The following is a 5,905-nucleotide window of genomic DNA, read 5'->3' on the forward strand; positions in this document are numbered from 1 at the left end:
AGGTAGCGGGTCGGCAGCGCAGCGATTTCCTGCGTTGTCAGCATTAGCATTTGAGTCGGCGTCAACGCCGTCAGCTGGTCGCTGCCGAGGTTGATGATCTGGGCTGTGGTGAGCGCGGCGACATCCGGCAACGACAGCGCCTGCACCTGGTCGCTGTTGAGCGCGTTCAGCACCGGCGAGGAAATGGCGCGGATCTGCGTGCTGGTCAGCGAGAAGATCTGGTCGGTACTGAAGAACGGAATCTGGGCCGAGGTGAACGCGGCAATCTGGTTGGTCTTCAGTGCCGCGACCTTGGCCGGCGTCAGGGCTGCGATCTGGTCACTGTTCATGCCGCGAATCTGGGCCGTGCCCAGCGCTGCCAGGGAATTGAGCGCGCCCAGCTGTGCCGAGCTGAGTGCCCCCAGCTGGCGCGACGTCAATGCCGCCACTTCCGTAGAAGTCAGTACGGAGAGCTGCAGTGTGGTCAGTGCTGCGATCTGGTCCGTGTTCAGGGTCTGAATCTGGCGCGAGTTCAGGACAATGATGTCGCCCAATTCGATCGCCGCAATCTGGTCGGTATTCAGGCCTGCCAGCGCTTGCGTCGTGAGACTCTTCACTTGCTGGGTCGTCAGCGCCACGATCTCGTCGGTGGTCAGCGCGCCAATTTGAACGCTGTTCAGACCGGCCAACTGGTTTGTCTTGAAGGTCGGAATGGCCGACGGATTCAGGCTGGCAATCTGGTCTGTCGTCAAGCCGGCAATCTGACGGCTGTTGAGCGGTGCCAGCGTGGCGAGCCAGCCGATCTGCTGGGTAGTCAGCGATGCAATTTGCTGCGTAGTCAGGGCACCGATGTCCGCCGTTGGCAGAGCCGCGAACTGGGCACTGGTGAAGGCCGCCAACTGATCGGTCGACATCGCGGCAATCTGATTGCTGCGCAGCGCTTGCAGGTCAACGATTTCGATGGCGGCGACCTGGTCGCTGGTCAGCGCATTGAGTGCCGACGTGCTGAGCGAGCGCACCTGGGCCGTATTCAACGCGACGATGCCATCAGTGGTGATGGCACGGATCTGATCGGACGTCAGCACGGCGATCTGATTGGTTTTGAGACTCCCCAGCGCGCCCAGACTCAGGGCAGCGATCTGGTCGGTAGTCAGCGCGGCGATGGCAGCCGTGCTGAACGATGCCAGCGAGGGCAGGGCGTTCAGCTGCTGGCTGGTCAGGGCGCTTTTCTGAGTCGGCGTCAGCGCGGCAATCTGCTGCGTGGACATGGCGGCAATCTGCTGGGTGCTCAGCGCGCGGATCTGGTCCGTGTTCAGCGTGTTCAGCTGGTTAGAGCGCATCGCCTGCAAGTCGTTAAGGGCGATGGCGCCGATCTGGTCGGTGTTCCAGCCTTGCAGGCCAGCCGTGGACAGGGCGCGGATCTGGGCCGTGGTCAATGCAATGATCTGATCAGTGGTCAGTGCAGCCAGTTGCTCGGAGCGCAGGAAACCGACCTGGCTGGTCTTCAGCATGGTCAGGTCGGCAGTGGTCAGCGTCGCGATCTGGTCGCTGTTCAGCACGGCGATCTGCGTGGTGCGCAGGGCGCCCAGGTCACGTAGAGCATCCAGCTGGGTGCTGCTCAGGGCCGCCACTTGGGTGAGCGTCAGCGAGGCGATATCGGCGGTGCTCAGGTTGAAGAGCTGATAGGTGTTCAGCGCTGCCAACTGCTCGGTACCCAATGCCTGGATCTGGCGCGTCGTTAATGCTTGCAGGTCGACGATCTGCATGGCGCCCAGCTGGTCGCTGTTCAGGCCCGCCAGCGCGGACGTCGTCAGCGCGCGCACCTGGCCGGTGCTCAGGGCGACGATCTGGTCAGTCGTAAGCGCCACGAGCTGGTCGCTGCGCAGTCCAACGACCTGGCCGGTGCTCAGTTTGGCCAGGTTCTGCGTCGCCAGTGTGGCCAGCTGGTCGGTGGTCAGGAAACCGATCTGCTTGCTGCTCAGACCCGCGTAATTGGAGAAGGCGCCCAACTGGTCGCTGTTCAGCGCCGCCAGCTGATCGCTGTTCAGCACGCGGATGTCGGCGGTGGTCAGGGCTTTGATTTGCGCGGTGGTCAGTGCAGCAATCTGTGCGGTGTTCAGCGATGCCAGCTGGCTGGTCTTGATGCCGGGCACGTCGCGGGTTTCGATGGCGCCAAGCGCATCGGTCCCAAGCGCCGCCAGCGCCGCCGTGCTCATGGCGGCCAGTTGCGCGCTGTTGAGCGCGACCAGCTGGTCCGTGGTCAGGGCGTGGGCCTGATCGCTGTTGAGCGCGGCCATCTGCTTGGTGGCCAATCCAGCGATGATGGCCGTCGTCAGATTGGCGATCTGATCGGTGGTCAATGCGCCGATCTGGCGGCTGTTCAACGCACTGAAATTCTTCAGCGCGTCCAGTTGATCGGTGGTCAGAGCCGGCAGCTGGTCGGTGGTCAGAGCCGCAGTTTCCGCCGAAGTCAGCGCCCTGATCTGATCCGTGTTGAGTGCCAGCAGCTGGTCTGTGCTGAGCAGTGCGATTTGCGAGGTCAGCAAGGCCGCAATGTCGCGGGTTTCGATAGCAGCCATCTGGTCGCTGTTGAGCGCGGCCAAAGTCTGGCTGCTCAGCTGTTGGAACTGAGCGGTGGTGAGAGCGACGATCTGATCGGTATTGAGTGCGGCGGCCTGGTCGCTGCTGAGCAGGTTAAGCTGGCTCGGTGCGAGCGTGGCCAGCAAGCGCGTGCTGAGCGCGGCAATTTGAATCGTGGTCAGGCTGCCCACCTGCGTGCTGCTGAGCCCCGCCAGCGATTTGAGCACAGCGATCTGATCGGTGCTCAGCATCTGAATCTGGTCGGTGGTGAGCGCCCGGACTTCCTGCGTGGTCAATGCACCGAACTGGTCCGTGGTCAACGCTTGCAGGTGAGACGAATCGAGGGCTGCGATCTGGCGCGTGGAGAGGGCAGCGATATCGCGGGTTTCCAGGGCGGCAATCTGCTGCGTAAACAGCATGTTCAGCACGGCCGTCGGCAGGCTGCCCAACTGAGCACCCGTCATGGCGATCAGCTGGTCAGAGGTCATGGCCTGCCATTGCAAGTCATAGAGCCCGGTCAGTTGTGATGAACTGAGCGTGGCGACGTCCTGCGTGCCCAGAGTGGCAATCTGGTCTGTTGTCAGGCCATTGATTTGCAGCGTCGTCAGCGGCAGCAGAGATTGCAAGGCGTTCAGCTGGGTGCTGGTCAGCGCAGCGATCTGGTCCGGACGCAGAGTAGCCAGCGCGCTCGAATTCAGCACCAGCAATTGGGAAGTGGTCAATGCGCGGACCTGGTCGCTATTCAGACCCAGCAGTTGATTGCCGCTCATGAAGCGGAAGTCATTCGTTTCGATGTAGCCGATCTGGTCAGTCGTCAGATTGCCCAGCGCGCCCGAACTTAGGCCCGTCACCTGGGCGGTGGACAGGGCAATGATCTGATCGCTGTTCAATGCCTGCAGCTGGAAGTCGAGCAGAGAACTGAGCTGACCTGCATTCAGGGTCGCGATGTCGCGTGTCTCCAGCACGGACACCTGCAGCGAGGACAGCGCTTGCAACTGGGCGGAGCTGAATGGGGCAAGCGTGGACAGTGCTTGTATCTGATCGGTGGTCAACGCCCCAATCTGGTCGCTGTTCAGAGCTGCGAGTTGCTGAGTACGCAGTGCATTCACTTGCGTGGTGCCCATTGCCTGCACCTGGGCCGCCCATAAGCTGTTGATCTGAGAACTGCTCAGGGCAACGAGATCGCGCGTTTCCATTGCTGCGATCTGGTCGGTGTTCAGCACGCTCAGGCTGGCTGTTGACAGGTTGGCAAACTGCGTCGTGTTCAGGGCTACGATCTGGTCGGTGGTCAGGGCCGCCAGCTGATTCCCATTGAAAGCATTGACCTGGCTGGTCGTGAGATAGTCCAGCGTTACCGTGGCAAGGGCGCCAACTTGCTGGCTGGACAGACCAAAAATCGCGCTGGTATTCAGTGCACGGATCTGGGCGGAAACGAGCACATTCAGCTGATCAGAGTACAGACCGCCTGTCTGGCGCGAGTTGAGCGTCGCAAACTGCTGGGTTTGCAGGACGCGGACATCGTCGGTGTTGAACGCGGCTAGCTGGTCCGAGGTCAGACCGGCAAACTGGCGGGTCGACAGGCCGCCCAATTGGCTCGTGGTCATCACGGCAATATCTTCCGTGACGATGGCAGCAATCTGCCAGCTATCGAGCGCAGCGAGCTGTACATTGCTCAGCAGGACAATTTGATCGGTGTCAAATGCCGCAATGAAATCCGTGGGCAGACCGGCCATCTGCTGGGTAGTGAAGACCGGGATCTGATCGGTGCTGTACGGTATGCTCATAAACTGCGCTCTCCAAAGGCCTCCCCATGATATGACGGGGATTGCCGTACGGAAATCAAAAAAATGTAAAAGTCTGTCGGCTGGCGACAGGCTCCCTATGACGCGGGACGCGGTTGCACCAACTTGGTGCGTTGCTCTGCCGCATCACGGGGCAGTTGGCGGCTCTTTTCGACGCCTTGATTGAACAGCGCTTGCAGGGGGCCGGACAAATAGGGCAGGGTCATCACCACCACCAGCATGCCTGCGCCGAGGGTGATGGGGAAACCGATGCCGAACAGGTTCAGCTGGGGCGCTGCTCTTGTCAAAATGCCTAGTGCCACATTGGTAATCAGCAGCGCCGCCACAATAGGTAACGACAGCTGAAGGCCTGCGCTGAAGATCTTGGCGCCCCAATCTGCTAAATGTTTGAAGCTGGCGACGCCCATTGGCAAGGCGCTAATTGGCGCCGTGATAAAACTTTCGGCCAGCGCTTCGATCAATACCAGGTGGCCATTCACGGCCAGGAACAGCATGGTCCCGACCAGCGACAGGTACTGGCTGATGGCCGAAGAGCGGCCCTGGGAATTGGGGTCAAAGAAGGTCGCAAAGCCGAGACCCATGGTCAGGCTGCTGATCTCGCCGGCGAACTCCACCGCGCCGAATACGATGCGCATGGAAAAGCCCATGGCGATGCCGATCAGCGTTTCCTGCGCCAGGATCAGGAAGCCGGCCAGCGACGCCGGATCGGCGGCGGGACCGGCCGGCACGACGGGCGCGATCACGATGGCCAGGCTAAGACCCAGCAGCAGCTTCACGGTAATCGGCACGCGGGTGTGGCCGAACACCGGCGAGGCCGTGATCAGGCCGAGGATGCGGGCAAGCGGCCACATCAGGCCGGCCACCCAGGTGCTCATCTCGGCGGAGGTGAGGGTCAGCATGCCCGGCTTAGTTGACCAGGCCCGGGATGCCCGTGAGGATCTGGCGCATGTAGTCGGTCATGATGGACAGCATCCATGGACCGGCCACCACGAGGGCGACAAACACGCCCACCAGCTTGGGAATGAAGGACAGCGTGGCTTCGTTGATCTGGGTCGCGGCCTGGAAGATCGACACGATCAGACCGATCACCAGCGCCACCAGCAGCAGCGGCGCGGCCACCATCAGGGTGACTTCCATCGCCTGGCGCGCCATGGTCATAACGGTTTCCGGGGTCATGGCGCCTCCTTAGTAGAAACTCTGGGCGAGTGAGCCGATCAGCAGCTGCCAGCCGTCCACCAGCACGAACAGCATGAGCTTGAAGGGCAGGGAAATTACCGCGGGCGACATCATCATCATACCCATCGACATCAGCACCGAAGCCACCACCATATCGATGATGAGGAAGGGGATGAAGATGGCAAAGCCGATCTGGAAAGCCGTCTTCAGCTCGCTGGTAATGAAGGCCGGCACCAGGATGCGCAGCGGCACATCTTCCGGACCTTGCAGGGCAGGGCTGCGCGAAATCTTGACGAACAGCGCGAGGTCGGACTGGCGCGTCTGCTTCAGCATGAAGGTCTTCAGCGGCGCCGCGCCGCGTTCCAGCG

The 5,905-nt window shown here is 61.5% G+C and carries 3 protein-coding genes and 1 pseudogene; all 4 read right to left on the bottom strand.

The window, feature by feature from the left end; all coding sequences use genetic code 11:
• The coding region (locus AB4Z11_RS20240; RefSeq protein ID WP_442027227.1) for a beta strand repeat-containing protein at positions 1 to 4,343 on the bottom strand (4,343 nt) is incomplete at its 3' end.
• Between the two features lie 95 nt (positions 4,344 to 4,438).
• Positions 4,439 to 5,260 carry a flagellar biosynthetic protein FliR gene (gene fliR, locus AB4Z11_RS20245; RefSeq protein ID WP_442027229.1) on the bottom strand — a complete coding sequence of 274 codons (822 nt, stop codon included), beginning with the start codon at positions 5,258 to 5,260 and terminating at the stop codon, positions 4,439 to 4,441.
• Between the two features lie 7 nt (positions 5,261 to 5,267).
• On the bottom strand, positions 5,268 to 5,537 hold the full coding sequence (fliQ, locus tag AB4Z11_RS20250; protein WP_442027231.1) for a flagellar biosynthesis protein FliQ: 270 nt from the start codon (positions 5,535 to 5,537) through the stop codon (positions 5,268 to 5,270).
• A 9-nt stretch (positions 5,538 to 5,546) separates the two neighbouring features.
• A pseudogene (fliP, locus tag AB4Z11_RS20255) lies at positions 5,547 to 5,905 on the bottom strand (flagellar type III secretion system pore protein FliP); the annotation flags it as partial.

The organism is Pseudoduganella sp. RAF53_2 (genome assembly GCF_052113985.1).
Classification (GTDB): domain Bacteria; phylum Pseudomonadota; class Gammaproteobacteria; order Burkholderiales; family Burkholderiaceae_D; genus Rugamonas.

Bases quoted from the DNA above. Each gene is read 5' to 3' on its own strand.
- fliR (WP_442027229.1), bottom strand. From the start codon at position 5,260: ATGCTGACCCTCACCTCCGCCGAGATGAGCACCTGGGTGGCCGGCCTG.
- fliQ (WP_442027231.1), bottom strand. From the start codon at position 5,537: ATGACCCCGGAAACCGTTATGACCATGGCGCGCCAGGCGATGGAAGTC.